At 67.7% G+C, this 18301-nt stretch carries 13 protein-coding genes; 5 read left to right on the forward strand and 8 right to left on the reverse strand.

Features of this window, described 5'->3' with window-relative positions; all coding sequences use genetic code 11:
- The first annotated feature begins 6 nt into the window (after nt 1-6).
- A complete protein-coding gene (locus M9902_RS01615) occupies nt 7-324 on the forward strand; it encodes a hypothetical protein (protein ID WP_297172299.1) in 318 nt (105 codons plus the stop codon).
- A 94-nt stretch (nt 325-418) separates the two neighbouring features.
- Here the strand turns inward: M9902_RS01615 and M9902_RS01620 are convergent, their stop codons facing one another.
- A complete protein-coding gene (locus M9902_RS01620) occupies nt 419-2341 on the reverse strand; it encodes a hypothetical protein (protein WP_297220724.1) in 1923 nt (640 codons plus the stop codon).
- 15 nt (nt 2342-2356) lie between these two features.
- Nucleotides 2357-2986 (reverse strand): NfuA family Fe-S biogenesis protein, encoded by a 630-nt coding sequence (locus M9902_RS01625; RefSeq protein WP_297175555.1) that lies wholly within the window; start codon nt 2984-2986, stop codon nt 2357-2359.
- A 136-nt stretch (nt 2987-3122) separates the two neighbouring features.
- Between M9902_RS01625 and M9902_RS01630 the strand changes: the two genes are divergently transcribed.
- On the forward strand, nt 3123-3461 hold the full coding sequence (locus M9902_RS01630) for a 4a-hydroxytetrahydrobiopterin dehydratase (protein ID WP_297220726.1): 339 nt from the start codon (nt 3123-3125) through the stop codon (nt 3459-3461).
- Between the two features lie 3 nt (nt 3462-3464).
- On the opposite strand, the gene M9902_RS01635 is transcribed toward M9902_RS01630, so the two are convergent.
- A complete protein-coding gene (locus M9902_RS01635; protein ID WP_297220728.1) occupies nt 3465-3962 on the reverse strand; it encodes an SRPBCC family protein in 498 nt (165 codons plus the stop codon).
- A 310-nt stretch (nt 3963-4272) separates the two neighbouring features.
- Nucleotides 4273-5232 carry an RluA family pseudouridine synthase gene (locus M9902_RS01640; protein ID WP_297220730.1) on the reverse strand — a complete coding sequence of 320 codons (960 nt, stop codon included), beginning with the start codon at nt 5230-5232 and terminating at the stop codon, nt 4273-4275.
- 453 nt (nt 5233-5685) lie between these two features.
- Between M9902_RS01640 and M9902_RS01645 the strand changes: the two genes are divergently transcribed.
- Nucleotides 5686-8718: an Rne/Rng family ribonuclease gene (locus tag M9902_RS01645; RefSeq protein ID WP_297221000.1), complete on the forward strand. Its 3033-nt coding sequence runs from the start codon at nt 5686-5688 to the stop codon at nt 8716-8718.
- A gap of 250 nt (nt 8719-8968) precedes the next feature.
- On the opposite strand, the gene M9902_RS01650 is transcribed toward M9902_RS01645, so the two are convergent.
- From M9902_RS01650 to M9902_RS01660, 3 genes are all read right to left on the reverse strand, one after another.
- Nucleotides 8969-9622 (reverse strand): response regulator, encoded by a 654-nt coding sequence (locus M9902_RS01650; protein ID WP_297171726.1) that lies wholly within the window; start codon nt 9620-9622, stop codon nt 8969-8971.
- 123 nt (nt 9623-9745) lie between these two features.
- On the reverse strand, nt 9746-13105 hold the full coding sequence (locus M9902_RS01655; protein WP_297220732.1) for a PAS-domain containing protein: 3360 nt from the start codon (nt 13103-13105) through the stop codon (nt 9746-9748).
- Entirely contained in the window at nt 13099-13719 is a 621-nt protein-coding gene (locus M9902_RS01660; RefSeq protein WP_297220734.1) for a hypothetical protein, read from the reverse strand. The genes M9902_RS01655 and M9902_RS01660 overlap by 7 nt, the downstream gene beginning before the upstream one ends.
- Nucleotides 13720-13748: 29 nt before the next feature.
- On the opposite strand from M9902_RS01660, the gene M9902_RS01665 reads away from it, so the two are divergent.
- The gene (locus M9902_RS01665; RefSeq protein ID WP_297220736.1) at nt 13749-14192 is read left to right on the forward strand and encodes a hypothetical protein; all 444 of its coding nucleotides are present in this window, start codon (nt 13749-13751) and stop codon (nt 14190-14192) included.
- 183 nt (nt 14193-14375) lie between these two features.
- Here M9902_RS01665 and M9902_RS01670 read toward each other — a convergent pair whose 3' ends face one another.
- Nucleotides 14376-16715, reverse strand: a complete 2340-nt coding sequence (locus M9902_RS01670; RefSeq protein WP_297220738.1) for a TonB-dependent receptor — start codon at nt 16713-16715, stop codon at nt 14376-14378.
- A 158-nt stretch (nt 16716-16873) separates the two neighbouring features.
- On the opposite strand from M9902_RS01670, the gene M9902_RS01675 reads away from it, so the two are divergent.
- On the forward strand, nt 16874-18277 hold the full coding sequence (locus M9902_RS01675; RefSeq protein WP_297173472.1) for a GntP family permease: 1404 nt from the start codon (nt 16874-16876) through the stop codon (nt 18275-18277).
- Nucleotides 18278-18301 lie beyond the last annotated feature (24 nt).

Genomic DNA, 18301 nt, shown 5'->3' on the forward strand with positions numbered 1-18301 from the left:
GCCGCCATGGACGCCGACGTCATCCTGTTCCTCGCCCTGCTCGCCTTCGCGATCTCGATCGCCGGCGGAACGGCATTCGTGATCTTCTGGCCGCTGACCCTGGTGCATATCCGCGACCGCCACCCGCAAATCAAGACCCAGCTCGGGCCCGGCGCGTTCCTGCGCCCGGCGGCGTTGCTGTGGCTGCTGCGCGGTGGTTATCGCGCCACCCCCGACAGCAATCTGTCTGCGCTGGCCACCCCGGCGCGGATTTCGGTCCTCGTCATCCTGGCCGGGCTGGCGCTGGGGGGCGTGCTCTGGGTCATCGGCAAGGCGCTGGGATAAGCGGCGCCGGCGATTGATCGCCCGTCCAGCCGCCCATTGTCCGGTGCACGCGAACGCCCCGCGCAACGCACTGGCCGCTGCCCCAGCGTGATCCTCAACCCCCGGCCGGAGCCGGACTGGGCGCTGCCGGCGCGGTGGCCGCAGGGGCGGGATTGGGCGGCGTACTCGCCGGCGTCGCCGCTGCCGGCGCTGCGGGCCTGGGCGCTGGCGTGGTCGCGGCGGGCGCGGATTGCGGGCGCACTGCGGGCGCCGGTGGCGGGCGCACGCTGCCGTTGTCTTCCTGCAATTCCGGCTTGAAGGGGATGACCGGCGCCGGGCGCCCGGTGGCGGGTTGCTCGTTGACGTCGGGGTTGAACGGCAGGCAGCCGCCGCCGAGCTGCAGCATCGAGATCACGCACTTCAGGCGCAGGCGGGTGCCGGGAATCGGGATCGACATTTCCTTGATCCCGCGCCGCACCCACTCTTGCAGCAGGTTGCCTTCCGGGATCCAGTACCGATCGAAGCGGGTACCGCGGTATTCGAGGCCACGGCGCTTGAGCCAGGTGCCGGAACGGTCCAGGTCCACATCGGAATTGGCCGACCACTGATCCGGCAGGCGGACGCGGCCGTCGTCATTGAACAGGTCGCCCGCGCCGCGACCGTCCCCGGTGCCGCTGCCGCGATCACCCTGCCCGCCGCGGCCCGCATTGCCGTCGCCGCGCCCTGTGCCTGGCGCATTGCGATTGGAAGCGCCCCAATCGTCGCTGCGGGCCGCGCCCGGCCAGCCGCCGGCCGCCGCGCGCGCGCCCGGGCCGGCCCCGGCCCCGGTAGCAGAAGCACCACGGCCGCCTTGGGTTCCCGGCGCCGCGCCGTGGCCACTGCCGGCCTGGGCCTGACCGCTGCCCCCTGCGGTGCTGGCATTGCCACCGGCACCGCGGGCCGCGGAATTCCCCAGCGCGGCGGCGCCACTGCCGCTGGCGGTGCTGCTGCCACCCGGCCCGGTGCCGGACGGAATGCCGCGAATTTCCCCGGTCAAGGCCGGTACCCGCAGCTGCGCCTGCCCGCTGGCGGATGCAGGCAGCGCGCGCTCGCGAGCAAGCTGCGTGGACGGCGGCGCGAGCACTTCGATCTCGCGCACGGTTTCGCGCAATTGCTGCGGCCGCAGCTGCGGCTGCGTCTGTCGCACCTCCAACTGGCGGATCGGTTGGGCTTGCAGGGTGGTGATCGCCTCGACCTTCGCCTGCAGCTGCACCTCGCGCGGCGTCTGCTGCGGCATCGGCACGCTCAGCTCGCGCGGCGGCGGCAGCCGGAACGTTTCGGGCTGGGGTTTGGGTACCTCGCTCACCTGCAGCGGCTGGGCCGGGACGACTTCCAGCGTCGGCGCCACTTCCACCCGTTGCGGCGCCTGCGAAGCGGCCACCGCCGGCGGCGTCGGTACCGGCACCGTGTTCAATTCCGGGCGTGCGCTGGCCGCCGCCGCGGCCGCCGCCGGCGCCGCCTGGTTGGCCGTCGGTTTGCCGGACGCCGCGGCAGAGGCCGCCGCGGGCGCCGCCTGGGCCCCCTCGGTGGCCAGCGCGCCGCCGCCTTCCTGGACGTTGCCGCGACCGATGAATTCCACCTGCACCGCATCGCTGCCGCCGCCAGCCTCCTCCTCGGGTTCGGCGATCGCGAACAACTGCGAGTACATCAGCCACAGCAGCAGGGCCGCCAGGATCAGGTGCAGCACGATGTCGGCGGTGGTCGCGCCAATCCGCAGCGTGCGCTCGTCGCGCGGATCCTCGGGCCGGCTGAGCCGCAGCAGTTGGAAGAACGGGCGGACCTTGCCGCGCAGGCTCTTGGGTTGCTCCAGCGGCCGCGCGTCCAGCGCCGTCACCCAATCGCGCGAATCCGGCCGCTTCGGTGCGCCTTCGACCGGACGCATGGCATCCAGCCAGCTCTGCCAGCCGGACGGATAACCGACGCCTTCCTCGGGCGACTTGCCGGTCTTGAGCAGCCGCCTCTGGTTGAGCGCGGCGATGAGATCGGCGGCTGTCGTCACGCGTGCGAGCTTCCGTCAGGCCTGGCTGTAGGGTGAGGCGCCTGCGGGAGCCGATTTGCTCCCGCGAGAGGCATACGGGTTGGCCCCGCTGTCGTGATCCGTCACGTCCATGACTCGGGTGACGCCCGGAACCTTCATCAACAGGGTTTTCTCGACACCTTGCTTGAGGGTGATGTCGACCATGCTGCAACCGTGGCAGCCACCGCCGAAATTGAGCCGGACCACGCCGTCGGCATCGACCCCGGCCAGATTGACGTTGCCCTTGTGCATCGCCAGCTGCGGGTTGATCTCGTTGTCGATGATCCACTGCACGCGCTCGGCCAGCGGCGCGTCCGCGCCCGGCACCACGCCCTTGATCCGCGGCGCACGGATCTGCAGCTGACCGCCGGTCGGATTGGTTTCGTAATCGATCTGCGCACCTTCCAGCCAGGGCACGCTGGGGGCATCGAGCCAGAGGCTGAAGCCGGCGCAATCGACCACCCACTCGTCGCCGTTGAGCTCGTCAGGCTCGGCGAACTCCAGCCGCACATCGGCGCGCTGGGTGCCGGGATTGAGCGCAGACAGCCGCACGCCGAGCCCGGGGATTGCCTCGCGCTCGATCAGTTTGCGGAAATGCGACTGTGCGGCATCGGAAATCTGGATCAACCACAACCTCCATTCGGGCGATATTGCCCCAGACGCGCGCACCGCGCCAGCGGCACCGCACCTTCGAGGACTATTCTAGCGGCAGCCCGGTCGCCCAGTGCGACCCAGGCAGACCGAACATCGCCAGGAGCCCCCAATGACCGATCATCTCCCGCTTGACCAGGCCCACTGCATTCCGCGCCGTGGCCATGAACATCGCCTGAGCGAAGCGCAAGTGCGCGAATTGCAGGCACAGGTGGACGCCTGGGAGCTGACCGAAGACGGCCGCGCGCTGAGCAAGACCTTCCGCTTCCCCGACTACTACCACACGATTTCATTCGTGAATGCGCTGGCGCACGTGGCCAACCGCGAAGACCACCACCCCGACCTGTCGGTGCACTACGACCGCTGCGTGGTGCGCTGGTCCACCCACGACTGCGGAGGGCTGTCGGAAAACGACTTCATCTGCGCCGCCAAGGCCGACCGGCTGGCCTGAGCACTATCCCACCTGCTCGCCGTAGACCTTGCGTGCCTGCACGAACAGATCAAACGGGAACTTGATCGGCACGCCCTCCAGCGCCGCCGCCAGCATTTCCAGATGCCCCTCGAAGCCGGCGCAGGCCTTGGCAGGGTCCTCGCCTTCGGGCAGGCGCACGCGCAGGCTCAGGCGACTGCCCCCTCCCTGCGGCTGCACCTCCCAGCGCAGCGGTCGCTGCGGCTGGCCCGGGCTGCTCCACGAATATTCCAGCAGCCGCTGCGGCGCAAACGCCGTGACCCGACTATCGATGACCGTACCGCTGTCGGCAAAGTCGATCCGCACCGCGCCGCCTTCGCGCTGCTCGATGCTGCCTGGCGCCAGCCACTGGGCCAGCGAAGCCGGTTCGGTCAACATCGCCCACACCGCCGCCGCCGGATGCGCCAGCTCGCGTTCGAGGTGGCCCTCGAAGCCGGAATCGGATCGGGTGATGCGGCCGGGTGTCCATCCATCGTCGGTCATGGGTTTTCCTGTCTCATTGGCAACACCGGCAGTGTGTCACTGGCACGCCGTGGGCGCATTGACGGTGATCAGTTGTTCATGAGCCAAGGCTGAAGCCGGGCTGCCGCCGCCACTTCCGCTCATGTCCCCCGATGGCGGCTTGCTGCCGCCATCTCCTCCTTAGACTTCGCTTCAGCGGCGGCGGCAGCCCGGCTTTGTGGTTCCGCAGCAACACGGCGCGCGCCGGATCACGAGCCGCCCACGTCTGCATCACTTCCCGACAGGATCGCAAGGCCACCCGGCGAGTCGAGAACAATCGCCATCGAACAACTCACAAATCGTTCAATACGGAAACCAGGTCGGCTGCTAGCGGTGCATTGAGCAGGTAGGGCGTGCGGCCGGCGTCGAGCGCGAATTCCATCGAGGAAGCGTGCAGGAACAACCGCCGCAGTCCGGCTTTTTCGCGCAAACGATGGTTGGCCTCGGGATCCCCGTATTTGTCATCGCCGGCCACCGGGTGGCCGATGTGCTGGGCATGGACGCGAATCTGGTGGGTGCGGCCGGTAGCGATGCGGACCTCGCAATAACTCTGCCCGCCGCGCCGCTCCAGCACCCGGAATTCGCTGAGCGACGGCTTGCCGGCAGGACTGACCTGGACGTGACGCTCGCCGCCCTGGCGCAGGCCGACGTGCAGCGGCGCCTCCACCCGCATCAGCCCATCCGGCATCCGCCCGAGCAACAGCGCCAGATAGCGCTTGTGAACGCCGGCGCCGTGGTCCTCGCGCAGCAGGGCTTGCAGTTCGGTCATTGCCGCGCGCTTCTTGGCGAGAATCAGCAGGCCGGAGGTGTCGCGGTCCAGCCGGTGCACCAATTCCAGCGAGTCGCGCGGACGCAGCGCGCGCAGGGCCTCGATGGCGCCGAAGGCAATCCCGCTGCCGCCGTGACTGGCCACGCCCGAGGGTTTGTCGATGGCGAGCAGGCGCGCATCCTCGAACACGATCGCGGCCTCCAACGCCGCCAGCAGACCTTTCGGCGGTGAACGTCCGCTATCTTGCAGCGATTCGACGCGAACAGGCGGTATTCTGACTTCATCGTCCACTTCCAGCTTGCGTTCCGCCTTGGCCCGCCCTCCATTCACCCGGACCTGGCCGCTGCGCACCAGCTTGTAGATCAGTCCACGCGGCACCCCCTTGAGCTGGCCCATCAGGAAATTGTCCAGACGCTGGCCAGCGCGGTCGGCGGGCACGCGCACGGTGCGTACGGACGGGTTTTGCGGGACGGGCTGTGTCATCGGGAACTGATCTGGTACACTCGGGGGGCGATGCAAGGGTTTGATTTCGCGGGAAGTGATGGGCGCTGCATGCGCTTTCCGGCCAAAAGCCGGCCTGCCTGATGATCCCCGCCGCAGTGCCGTTGCCACCACCCTCGGGGTGGACATGTTAACGACTGCGCGGCAAGCCCGGCCATCACCGGCCTGAAGGTCGTGACGACAACGCTGAACAACGCCCCGTGCGACGCGCCCTGCCGATGGCCGGGCGGCGGTCGCCGGCCCCGCAACATCACAACAAGGATAAAGCGCTCCCGCGGTCCGCCGTGGTGTGGAAGCGCTGGAAAACTGGAAAGTCGCAAGGTCCGCGCCAAGCGCGGCCGCGGCTCATGCGGTATCCAGCAGGCGAAAACGCCCGCGGCGTTCCGCTTCCCGCCCACCGGGCGAGGAGCGCCAAGGAACGCAACAATGAAGCGAATGCTCATCAACGCCACGCAGGCGGAAGAACTGCGGGTGGCCATCGTCGATGGCCAGAGTCTGTACGACATCGACATCGAACAACCGTCGAAAGACAACAAGAAGTCGAATATCTACAAGGGCCGCATCACCCGGCTCGAACCGTCGCTGGAAGCCGCCTTCGTCGAATACGGCGCGGAACGGCATGGCTTCCTGCCGCTGAAGGAAATTTCCCGCGACTACTTCCAGGCCGGAGTCGATCCGCACAAGGCCAGCCTCAAGGAACTCCTGCGCGAAGGCCAGGAAGTCGTGGTGCAGGTGGACAAGGAAGAGCGCGGCAACAAGGGCGCGGCGCTGACCACGTTCATCTCGCTGGCCGGCCGCTACATGGTGCTGATGCCGAACTCGCCCACCGCCGGCGGCGTCTCGCGCCGGATCGAGGGCGACGACCGCGCCGAGCTGAAGAAGGCGATGGACGCGCTGTCCATCCCCGACGACATGGGCGTGATCATCCGCACCGCCGGCGTCGGCCGCGATGCCGAAGAGTTGCAGTGGGACCTCGACTACCTGCTGTCGATCTGGCGCGCAATTGCTGAAGCCGCCCTATCCAAGCCCTCGCCCTTCCTGATCTACCAGGAATCGCGCCTGATCGTGCGCGCCCTGCGCGACTACATGCGTTCGGACATCGGTGAAATCCTGGTCGATACGCCGGAGATGTACGCCGAGGCGCTGGAATTCGTCGAACAGGTGATGCCGCACAACAAGCGCAAGCTCAAGCACTACACCGACGACACCCCGCTGTTCAACCGCTTCCAGATCGAATCGCAGATCGAATCGGCCTATGAGCGCACCGTGCGGTTGCCGTCCGGTGGCGCGCTGGTGATCGACCAGACCGAAGCGCTGACCGCGATCGACGTGAATTCGGCGCGTGCCACCAAGGGCGGCGACATCGAGGAAACCGCACTCAACACCAACCTCGAAGCCGCCGAAGAAGTGGCCCGCCAGCTGCGCCTGCGCGACCTGGGCGGGCTGGTGGTGATCGACTTCATCGACATGTCGTCGAGCAAGCACCAGCGGGATGTCGAAAACAAGCTGCAGCATGCGCTCAAATACGACCGGGCGCGGGTGCAGATCGGTCGCATCAGCCGCTTCGGCCTGCTGGAAATGAGCCGCCAGCGCCTGCGCAACAGCCTCGGCGAAGCCAGCCAGGTGGTGTGCCCGCGCTGCGAAGGCCAGGGCCGGATGCGCAGCATCGAATCGCTGTCGCTGTCGATCATCCGCGTCGCCGAAGAGCACGCGATGAAGGACAACACCGGCCAGGTGCTGGTGCAGGCGCCGGTGGACATCGCCAATTTCCTGCTCAACGAAAAACGCGACGCGCTGCGCGAGATCGAGCGGCGTCACGACGCCCCGATCGTGATCGTCGCCGACGAACAGCTGCAGACGCCGCATTACGAAGTGACGCGCATTCGCAGCAATGAAATGGGCGAGGAAACCGGCCGACCCAGCTACCAGCGCGGCACGCCGCGCAAGCTCAATACCATCGCGCTGACCAAGGGCCAACTCAACATCCCGGCGCCGGTCGTCACCCGGGTCAAGCCGGCCAACCCCGCTCCGCTGCGCGATCCCAAGCCGGCACCGCTGGAAGTGGAACCGCACGGCGTGACCGTGCAAGCCGTGCCGCACGCGCAGCCCGCACAGGCACAACCGATCCCGGCCAACGGCGGCTTCTTCGGCTGGCTGCGCGGTCTGTTCGGCACGCCGTCGGAACCACCGGTCAGCGCCGAGGCCCCGGCAAGTCTGGACAAGCTGCCGCAACGTGAAGAGCGCGGCGGGCGCAGCGACCAGCGTTCACGCCGCGAGGGTCGCGGTGAAGCTGGCCGACAACAGCAGAAGCAGGCCAGGCCGCAGTCCCAGCAAAAGTCGCAGGGCGGCCGCCAGGACAACAAGCAGGCCGAACGCCAGGAACGGCAGCACGCGCCCAAGCCGGAACGCGTCGAAGCCACGGCCAAGGTCGAAAAAACCGAACACCGAAACAACAAGCCGGCGCGCCAGAATCGGCCCGGTCGCCAGGACCGTGCGGAGCCCGCGACGGCGCTTCCGGCAACGGTTGCCGCGCCTGCCAGCGCGGAAACGCCGCCGGTACCGGCACCGCAACCGCCATCTCCGGTCGCACCGGTCACGGGTCAACAGGATGACACCGCCGTCGCAGTCATTGCACAGACCGACGCCCCGACCGCCGTGGACGAGGCTGGCGATGGCAACGGCAAGCGCCGGCGCGGACGCCGCGGCGGACGCCGCCGTCGGCGGGGTGGTGATGGCGCGGGTGCCGCCCAGATTGACGTCGGCGAGCACGACGAGGCCTTGGACGTGCTTGGTCTGGACGTGAGCCAGCCCGAATTCGAGTTCAGCGATCTGGCCGCCACTGCGCCCGCGGAAGCCGACGCAACGGCATCCGCCGCTGCCCCCATTCCCGAATCGGCGCCGGCAGCTGCGGAGCCGCCGGTGAAGGCAAATGCGGCCCAGGCGAACCCGGCAGCGAGCGAGGACAGCAAGGCCGAATCGCATCCAGACCAAGCGGCGGTGCAGGCGGTCGAAGTCGAGGCGACCCCGGTCGCCGTGCAGCCGTCATCGCCGCCGACGGATACCTCTGCAGATGCAGGTGCGCAGGCCGATCCCGTCGCGGTGACGGCCCCGGTGATGGAGCCGACCCCGGCAGAAACGCCGGCCGTAGCCGTCCAGCCGACACCCGCCTCCTCGACGCCTGCAGCACCGAAGGTGCCGGCCACCAACGACACGGCCAGCGCGCTGTCGCTGGCTGCGAGCGCGAACCCGTTCGCGGTCAGCCAGAACCCGCTCCTGCAGCCCATCGCCGGCCCCGCCATGGTCGATCTGGCCGCCGCCCGGCTGCGCGCCGAGCGGCTGCGGGTCCTGTTCGAGGCAGCGCGCCAGCAGCCGGCTGCAGGTCCGGCGGCACCCGCGGCAAGCCCGACGGTCACCCCCGCGCCCTCGGTCGGCAATCCGCCGGATCCCGCGCCTCCGCACGTGCCCTGAGGCGCCGGTTTTCCGGCACAGGGTCGCTGCACGGCCAAGTCGGCTTCACCAGAAGCCGCTTGGCCGCTTGGCCGCTTGGCCGATTGGCCTCACGGAGACTTCCGGAGACCGTTGCCGCCAGTGCACGATTCCGGCGCGGGGATGTGCCCTGCGCCGGATCGGGCACCGCAGGCCTGAACCGCGGGATGCCATCCTTGGCGCGGGCCGGATGTTGGCGGCAATCATCGCAGCGCCCGCGGCGGACGAAGGCTCAGTGCATCTGCTGCGCCGGGTCGACCAACCCGTACTGACTGACCAGCCGCGCCAGCGCGATGGCATCGCGGACGCCGAGTTTGTCGTACAGATGGGTCTTGTGGGTGTTGACGGTTTTGGCACTCAGGCTCAGGCGCTTGGCGATGGCTTCCTGACGCAGGCCCTGATTGAGCATCAGCGCGATTTCCAGCTCGCGCGGGGTCAGGTTGTCGAACGGTGAGCCGGTGTCTCCTTGCAGTTGGGACAGCGCCAGCCCCTGCGCGATCGCGCTGGAAAGATAGCGTTTGCCGCGCGCCACGTCGCGCACCGCGCGCAGCAGCTCGGCGGCATCGCAGCCCTTGCCGACATAGCCGCTGGCGCCGGCTTCCAGCAATCGGCGCGGCATCGGCCCGTCCTCCAGCACCGAAATCGCGATGACCCTGGAACCGTGATCACCGCGCACGATGCGCTCGGTCAGCTCCAGCCCGCTCAGCCCGGGCAGGTGCAGGTCGCACAGGACGACGTCGGGCTTGAGCCGGCGAACTTCCGGCAGCGCCGCTTCCGCGCTGTCGGCCTCGCCCACGACTTCGATGTCGTGCTCCGCCGCAAGAATCATCCGAAAGCCGGTCCGCACCAGCGCATGATCATCCACCACGAAAACCCGGATCGGCATCGCCTTCCCCCTTCCCGATTCAACGCCATGGCGACAAGGTAGCGCGCCCGGCGCAGCCGGCCAAGCAGACAAATGCGCGACGACGGGTAGGAAAACTCCGATCCAGTGCGGACGGCCTTCACCTCAATCCGGCGGAATCACGCTGCGCTGCGCTGCCAGCATCCGATCCAGCATCGACTTCAACGCCAGCGGCCGCAGCGGTTTGAGCAGCAGCGGCAATCCGGCCTCCTGGGCGGCGACGCGCACGGCGCCGGTCTGGTCGGCGCTGAGGATCAGGCAAGGGGCAGACGCGAATTCACCGACCAGCCGCGCGTGCAGGGCCACGCCGTTGTCACCGGCGTCGAGGTGGTAATCGAAAACCCACAGGTCAAAACCGGCCTCGGTCAAGGCGGCGCGGGCGGTCCGGCCATCGAGCACGGCCAATGGCGCGCAGCCCCAGCCGCGCAGCACCGCCGCCAACGCCGCGCCGGCCTCGGGTTCGTTGTCGACGATCAGCACCCGCAGGTCGCCCAGTCCGCGCGCGGGAAGGCGTGGCTGCGGGCCACCTGCCACTCTTGGAATCGTGATCGAAAATCGGCTTCCGCGACCAACCTGGCTGGTCAACCCAACCTCCGACCCAAGCAGGTGGGCGATCCGGCGGGAAATCGCCAGGCCCAGGCCCAATCCTTGCCCGCGACCTTCGTCACCGCGGCGGAATTCCTCGAAGATCAATTCGCGCTGCGCGGGGGCAATTCCCGGGCCGGTGTCGTGGACCTCGACACGCAGCACGTCGTGCTGTCGACGCACGCCGATCAGCAGGCTGCCGCTGGCGGTGTAGCGCACCGCGTTGGCGAGGAAGTTCTGCAGCACCCGCCGCAGCAGCTGCGGATCGCTGCGCACCCAGGCGCGGGTCGGCACGAAGCGCAGGCGCAGGCCGCGTTCGCGCGCCAGCACCCGGAACTGCGCCGCCAGCGGATCGAGCACTTCGGCCAGCGGAAAGTCGCGCGGTTCCGGCACCAGCCCACCCGCTTCCAGCCGCGACATGTCGAGCAAGGTGCCGAGCAGGTCGGTGGTCGAATCCAGCGCGCCGCCGATCTGCCGTGCCAGCGCCCGCTGCGGCTCGCCGGCGTGCTGCTGCAGGGCATCGACCAGCAGGTGCGCGGCGTGCAGCGGTTGCAGCAGGTCATGCCCGATCGCAGCCAGAAAGCGACTCTTGGCATCGTTGGCATGCTCGGCTTCGCGCTTGGCCGATTCCAGCAAGGCGGTGCGCTCACCGACGCGCTGCTCGAGGGTTTCGTTGCTGCGTTTGAGGTCGAACTCGGCCTGCCGGAACGCTGTCACATCGGTGAAGGTGGCAACGAAGCCGCCACCCGGCATCGGATTGCCCCGGATTTCGACGATGCTGCCATCGCGGAACACGCGCTCGGCCAGGTGCGGGGTGCCGGCGCGCATGTGCGCCAATCGTCGCTCCAAGGCCGAGGCATCCTGCGCAGGGTCGATCCCGGCCACCTCGCGCAGCGCCCAGCGCGAGGCTTCGGCGATCGGCATGCCGACCCGGAGCATGCCGGGCGGATAGCCCAGCAATTCTTCATAGCGACGGTTCCACGCCACCAGATGCAGCTCGGCATCGACCACGCTGATGCCTTGGCTCATGTTCTCCAGCGCCGCTTCCAGCAAGCGCTGGTTGAAGCGCAGATCCTGCGAGGCCTCGCCGACGATCGCGGCCACCGTCTCCAGATCCGCACCGGGCGCATCGCGACGCGCGGCGTCCAGCAGCAGCCGCGCCGAGGCGCTGCCCAGCACCGCTGCCAGCTCGTGTTCCAGCCGCGCTTCGATCCGTGGCGCCACCGGCCCGAGCTCGGGGGCATCGCGCAGCAGGGCTTCGACGCGTTCGGCCGGCAGGAAGCGCCGCCCGGCGCTGCGCAGCGCCCCCAGATCGGCCCCGCGCGGCGGCTCGCGCCGCGGCCGCTCCCGCAGCGCCGACAGCAGCAGCGTCGTAGTGGTGCCGACAAACAGGCTGACGCCGATCGCGCGCCCCACCCGGCTCCAACCGGTCAGCCCGAACAGCGCATCCGGCGCCAGCCAGGCCTGGCCGAATGGCCCGTGTTGCAGCCAGCCCGGATCGACGCCGGCACTGGACACCAGCAGCGGCACCAGCATCACCCACAGCCAGGCCAGAAAGCCGGCCAGGATTCCCGCGCTCGCCGCCAGCGCCGGCGTCTGCGGTCGCCACACCGCAAATCCCAGCGCCGGGATCAGCGTCGCCAACGCGGAGAACGAGACCGTTCCGATGTCGGCCAGGGCCTCGCTACCGCTGACCAGACGCGCATACGCCCAGCCCAGCAGCATGATGGCGACGATGCCGCTGCGCCGCAGCAGCAGCAGACTACTGCGATGGTCGTCATCACCGCGTCCACCGGCCCAGGCACTGCGCAGCAGTCCCGGCGCGAACCAGTGGTTGCCGATCATCAGGCTCAGAGTGAGCGTGGCCACGATCACCATGCCGGTGGCCGCGCTCAGGCCGCCGAGGAAGACCAGCAGGGCCATGCCGGAGTTGCCCTGTGACAGCGGCAAGGCCAACGAAAACATGTCCGACGGCACCCGATCTCCCAGCAGAGCCGCGCCGGCGTGGGCCGCCGGCAAGGTCGGCAACGCGATCAGCAGCAGGTACAGCGGAAACTGCCAGCGCGCGGTGCGCACATCGTGCTCGTCTCGACATTCCACCACCGCGACGTGGAACTGGTGCGGCATCACGAACATCGCCATCGCGCCGAGGATCACCAGCGGCACGAAGCCGCCGGCACCTTGCGCGCCCTGCGCCACCGGCGCGCTTGTCAGTTCCGGAAGATCGCGCAAGCCCAGCCACAGGAAACCGCCCAGCGCCAGCATCGCGGCGAGCTTGAACAGCGAATCAAACGCCAGTGCCAGCACCAGGCCGCGATTGTGCTCGGCGGCGCTGACCCGGCGGGTGCCGAACAGGATCGCGAACGCCGCCATCGCCAGCGCCACGTACAGCGCGCCATCGCGCCACGGCGGCACGACCGTCGTTGCCCCGGCGTCAAAGCCGACCGTCGTCGCGGTCAGGCTCAAGGTGATCGCCTGCAATTGCAGGGCGATGTAGGGAATCAAGCCGAGCACCGCCACCAGGGTGACGATGGCGGCCAGCCACGCGTCCTTGCCCAAGCGGGTGGCGATCAGGTCGGCGATGGACGTCGCATTGCTTTCCCGCGCCAGCCGGACCAGCCGCACCATGAATGCCAGCGCCAAGGTGTAGAACAGGATCGCGCCGATGAAAGTCGGCGGCAGTGGCCAGCCGTAGCGTGCGGCCTGGGTGACGGTACCGTAGAAGGTCCACGAGGTACAGTGGACCGCCAGCGACAGCGCGTAAACATGTCGCCACTGGCGCGCAAACACGCCGGCATGGCGTTCGGCGTACAGCGCGGTGCCGAACAGCAGCGCCATCCACGCCAGCGCGGCCGCGACCACGACCGGAAGACTCAGCATCGCGCCGCCTTCATTGCTTCGTCGTGGTGTGCGTCAGTGCCGGGCATTGCCGGCGAGGATAACCCGGCGCGATTTCCGGCGCGCTGCGCAAAAACAACAGGGCCGCCTGCCTGCGTGATCGGTCCGAGCGGGCCAAGGCCATTGCGGATGGCCTGCTGTTGCTGCCGTTGCGCCGATGCCGAGCAGGAAGCGCAGCGCGGCGGGTTTGCGCTCAGTACTCCGATCGGCTTCAGGCAGGCGGCCGGCGCTGACGCCAGAAAATATCGACGCTCGTGGATGTCATTGCGGATGTCCTGTGGCCCGCGGCCGCGAATCTGCCATCGACCGCGAGGCGAACACTCTCGCGGGGCGCGGGTGGTCCGGTCGGGTTTGCCGTACTTCCGGCTTCGATTCGCGGCCGCAGGGCATAGCCTGCGAACCACCCGCACCCGCGTCAGTTTCAAATCTTCACGTCCGTTCTTCACCGCAAATCGACACGCAAACAATTTCGGCTGTCCCAGAAACTCGCCGCGCGCCAATTCATGAGGCCGCCTGCCTGCGCGATCAGGCAGGCGGCCGGCGCGAAAATATCGACCCTCCTGAATGTCCGAACGGATGTCCTGTGCCGTTGCCATCGACCGCGAGCCGAACACTCTCGCAAGGTGTGGGTGGTCCGGTCGAGTTTGCCGCTCAATACTCCGCGTCCGGCTTCGATTCGCGGCCGCAGGCCATCCATGGCCTGCTCAAACCCGACCAGACCACCCACACCTTGCGGGTTTTTCGCATTCCATGGATTGACATCGTCGTATCCGGGCTTCCCGCCAATCCAATTCACAAAGCACCTTTCACTGGCGCGGAAAAACCCGCCACGCGCACGAAGATCTTGAGGCCGCCTGCCTGCGCGATCGATTCGAGCGGGCCAGGGATGGCCCGCGGCCGCGAATCGAAGCCGGATGCGCAGCTTGAGCGGCGAAGCGAGCGCGCAGGCAGGCGGCCGGCACTGACGCCAGAAAATATCGACCCTCGTGGATGTCGGATACGGATGTCCTGTGCCGTTGCCGCCGTTGCCATCGACCGCGAGCCGAACACTCTCGCGGGGCGCGGGTAGTTCGGTCGGGTTTGCCGCTCAATACTCCGCGTCCGGCTTCGATTCGCGGCCGCAGACCATCCATGGCCTGCTCAAACCCGACCGGACCACCCACACCCTGTGGGCTTTTCGCAAGTCACAGTTTCAAATCGCCACGTCCGTTCTTCACCCCTCTCCCGCCAGAGAGGGGCTTTCGCTGCGCGATCAGAAGTTGTAGCGCAGCGAGACGTACCAATTGCGCGGCCAGCCAAAATACGCCGTCTGGATGTTGCCGACGCTGGAGAACTCCTGGCCTTCGGTCATGTAGGTCTTGTCGGTCAGGTTGCGAACCCCGGCGCGCACCTGCCAGGCTCCCTGCGGCGAATCCCACACCCCGTACAGACCGACCAGGGTGTATGCCGGCTGGCGCAGGTTCGCCCGGTTGTCCACCGACAGCCAGGTTTCCGTGCGATAGGACACGTCGCCACCGATGCTGATCATCCCGCCGTTGCTCAGGTCGAACGCGTGCTGCAAAGCAACCCGACCCGTGAAATCCGGCGAGAACGGCACGTGGTCGTGGATGTGCGGATCGTAGTCGGGCCGACTCGGATCCAGGCGCAGGTCGTTGAACTCCTTGTAGCGCGCGTTCATCCAGCTCAGCTGGCCGCTCAGGGTGGTGGACTTGCCGAGCAGCGCGCTGCCTTCGAACTCGAAGCCGTCGATCGTCATCCGCGCCGCGTTGAGCACCGGGAAGGCGAAATTCGGCACGCCGCCGCTCTGCACGATTTCCGACACCCGGGCCTGGAAGTCGCGGTAGTTGCTGTGGAAGGCCGTGAAATTGCCCATCAGGCGATGGTCGGCCGATTGCAGCTTCAGGCCGACTTCGTAGGTCCACACGAATTCGGGGTTGAAGATCGGGTTGTCCGATTCCGCCTGCGAGTTCGCGCGGCCGTTGAAACCGCCGGACTTGAAGCCACGGTTGGCGGAGAAATAGGCCATGGCCTGTTCGCTGAACTTGTATTTCAGGCTGAACGAAGGCGTGACGGCGCTCCAGCTGTGGCGGATGCCGGGGATCACCGCCTGCGGATCGGCGCTGAAGGCGCCCAGCGGCGGCCCGAAGAAGGCGCTGGTGGTGCGGAAGTAGGACTTGCGGTCGCGCGACCAGCGCACGCCGGCCGCCAGCGACCAGTGATCGTTGATGCTCCAGTCGACGTTGGCGAACAGCGCGGTGCTGGTGGTGCGCAGGTTGTCGTCGATCGTGCGCAGGAAATCGAACGGCGTGCCGAAGAAGCGCAGGAAGTCATCCGCATACGCTTCCTGATGCGAAGGCAGACGCTCGTTCAGATAGTAGGCGCCGATGATCGCCTTGACCGAATCGCTGTGGTACTGCAATTGCAGCTCCTGGCTCCACTGGCGCTGGTGGAAACCGACGAACACGTCGCCCAATTCGAACACCGAGGCATCGATGTCGATGTAGGACGCGGTATCGAGCTTGCGCCAGGCGGTGATGCTCTTGAGCAGCCAGGCGTCGTTGATGTTCCAGTTCATGATCAGCGACACGCCCTTGTGGGTCATGTCCTGGCCCTTGTCGGGGCCGAACGAGGTGCGCGCGCGGTAGTCCCACTCGCCCGTGGGCGCAAATTGCAGCACATATGGCCCCAACCCGGGAACCATGTCCACCGCGATCAGCGGCGCGGTCGGACGGCCCAGGGTCAGCGCGGCGTCCTGATCGGTGTAGTCGAAGCTGAAGGTCGCATTGAACGAATCGCTGGGTTCGAACGCCAGCTTGAAGCGGAGCGCGCGGGTATCGTCATCGTTGTAGTGGCGCCCGCTGACGGCATCGCGCACGTAGCCGTTGTTGGTGATCCAGGCGGCGGCGATGCTGCCGGCCACGGTGTCGCTGAATCGGCCGCCATAGTAGAAGCGGCCCTCGGCGCGGCCGTAGTTGCCGAGCGTGGCCTCGATGCTGCCGCCCTCGTAGTCGAACGGGTCCTTGGTGGTCAGCTTGATCGCGCCGCCGGTCGAGTTCTTGCCGTACAGCGTGCCCTGCGGGCCACGCAGCACTTCGATCTGGGCCACGTCGAACAGCGAGAACAGGGCGCCGTTGATGCGCGAGTAGTAGACGTCATCGACGTACATGCCCACGCCCGGATCGAAGGTCTGCAGCGCGTCCGGCTGGCCGATGCCGCGGATGAACACGTTGATGCTGTTGGCCGAGCCGCGGCCCTGCACGATGTTCATGTTCGGCACCGAGCTTTGCAGGCCATCGACGTTGTTGGCCTGCATGTCGCGCAGCTGGGTTTCACCGAAGGCGGTCACCGCCACCGGCACTTCCTGGATCGGTTCGGCGCGGCGACGGGCCGTGACGGTCACGGTTTCCAACTGGGTCGGCGAAGTGGGCGCCGTGATGCGCGGCTTGGCTTCCTGATCCTGGGCTTGTGCCTGCGCCTGGTCTTGCGCCGCAGCTGGCGCCGCGCCCGTCTCGGCGGCCAGGGCCGGGGCGCCGATCAACACGGTGGCGACCAATGCGCCCTGGATCGCCATGCTCAACTGCTTGCGTTTCATCTGCCCCTCCTGCGGGTGCATGTGACGGGCCACGCCATTGCGGCCGATGGCGATACGTTAAGGAACCGTTGCCGCCGGCGGCATTGGACGTTCGGGCAATGGGAGCCAGACCACATTCACAACCACACTGGGCGCCGGATTCCTGAGCGGGACAGACGATGGCGTTCCTGATCGTGTTGGCGGCGCTGTGTTTCTTGATGCTGATGGCCTACCGCGGCCACAGCGTGATCCTGTTCGCGCCCGTCGCCGCCTTGGGCGCGGTGCTGCTGACCGATCCGGCCCTGGTCGCACCGATGTTCACCGGCCTGTTCATGGACAAGATGGTCGGCTTCCTGAAACTGTATTTTCCGGTGTTCCTGCTCGGCGCGCTGTTCGGCAAGGTGATCGAAACCTCCGGGTTTTCCAAGGCCATCGTCGCCTCGACCATCAAGGTCGTCGGCGCGCAGCGCGCAATCCTGTCGATCGTGCTGGTGTGCGCCCTGCTGACCTACGGCGGGGTGTCGCTGTTCGTGGTGGTGTTTGCGGTATACCCGTTCGCGGCCGAGCTGTTCCGTCAGGGCAACATCCCCAAGCGCCTGATCCCGGGCACGATTGCTCTTGGCGCGTTCACCTTCACCATGGACGCACTGCCAGGCACCCCGCAGATCCAGAACATCATCCCCACCACCTTCTTCGGCACCAATACCTGGGCCGCGCCGTGGCTGGGCACGCTCGGCGGCGTGTTCATCCTGGTCGTCGGCCTGGCCTACCTGAACTGGCGCCGACGCATCGCCGCACGCAACGGCGAGGGCTACGGCGATCCGGCCACGCTCATCAACGAGCCGGAACCATTCACCGCGGCCAAGCTGGCCAATCCGGTGATCGCGATCCTGCCGCTGCTGGTGGTCGGCATCGTCAACAAGCTGTTGACGTTGTGGATCCCGCAGCACTACGGCGACAGCGCCAGCTTCATTCCGGCAGTGATCGGCAACCCCGCGCCAGTGGTGCAGGAAATCTCGAAAGTGACCGCGATCTGGGCGGTGGAAGGCGCACTGCTGCTGGGCATCCTGTGCGTCTTGCTGTTCGCGTGGAGGCCGGTCAAGGCAAGCTTTGCCGAAGGCAGCAAGTCGGCCATTTCCGGCGCCCTGCTTGCAGGGATGAATACCGCCTCCGAGTACGGCTTCGGCGCGGTGATCGCGGCCCTGCCCGGCTTCCTCGTGGTCGCCCACGCGTTGGGTTCGATCCCCAATCCGCTGGTCAATGAAGCCGTCACCGTGTCCGCGCTGGCCGGCATCACCGGCAGCGCATCGGGCGGCATGAGCATCGCCCTGGCGGCGATGGCCGATACCTTCATCGCCAATGCCAACGCCGCCGGCATCCCGATGGAGGTCCTGCACCGCGTCGCCGCGATGGCCTCCGGCGGCATGGACACCCTGCCCCACAACGGTGCGGTGATCACCCTGCTGGCGGTAACAGGGCTGAGCCATCGCCAGGCCTACAAGGACATTTTCGCGGTGACGATCATCAAGACCCTGGCGGTGTTCGTGGTGATCGGGATCTACTACGCCACCGGCTGGGTTTGAACCCGGTCGGATCGCTTGTCTGGA

Origin of the sequence: Thermomonas sp. (genome assembly GCF_023953935.1) — a bacterium.
Lineage (GTDB): Bacteria > Pseudomonadota > Gammaproteobacteria > Xanthomonadales > Xanthomonadaceae > Thermomonas.